The sequence below is a fragment of the Roseateles sp. P5_E1 genome (genome assembly GCF_054049335.1).
On the sequence record NZ_JBFUMN010000528.1, the window covers coordinates 1 to 505 of the forward strand.

At 69.1% G+C, this 505-nt stretch carries 1 protein-coding gene; it reads left to right on the plus strand.

Translation table 11 applies throughout. From position 1 onward, the window contains the following. Positions 1 to 505 (plus strand): SDR family NAD(P)-dependent oxidoreductase (locus ACXJKJ_RS32460; protein WP_457395883.1); only part of this gene is annotated, 505 nt, incomplete at both ends.

Here is a 505-nt window from a genome sequence, read left to right on the forward strand (position 1 = left end):
ATGTGGGGGCCGACCGTGACGGCACCGGGTTTGATCCGCAGCGGATTGAACGGGCGGTGGCCGAGCTGTGCGGGCAGGGCCTGGTGGTACATGCCGCGCACGGTGCGCTCGACAATCGCGCGGAGTGCCGGGCCCTGGTGGCCGATACCCTGCAGCGTTTCGGTCGCCTGGATTTCATCATCCACAACGCCGGGTGGGTCGAGTACCAGCCGATCGACACGCTGGAGGACGAGCGCTTCGACGCGATGATGGCGATTGCCGCGAAGGCGCCCCTGTGGCTGGCGCAGGCTGCATGGGCGTCGATGCAGGACGCGCGCTACGGACGCATCGTGCTGACTACTTCTGATCGCGCGCTGTATCCGCAGTACGTGCAGCACGGGCTGGCGGCCTACGCGGCGGCGAAGCTGGCTGCGGTGGGCATCGTCAACGTGCTGGCCGCGGAGGGCGCGCCGCACGGGATCGTGGTCAACGCGGTGTCGCCGGTGGCCAAGACGCGGATGTGGGG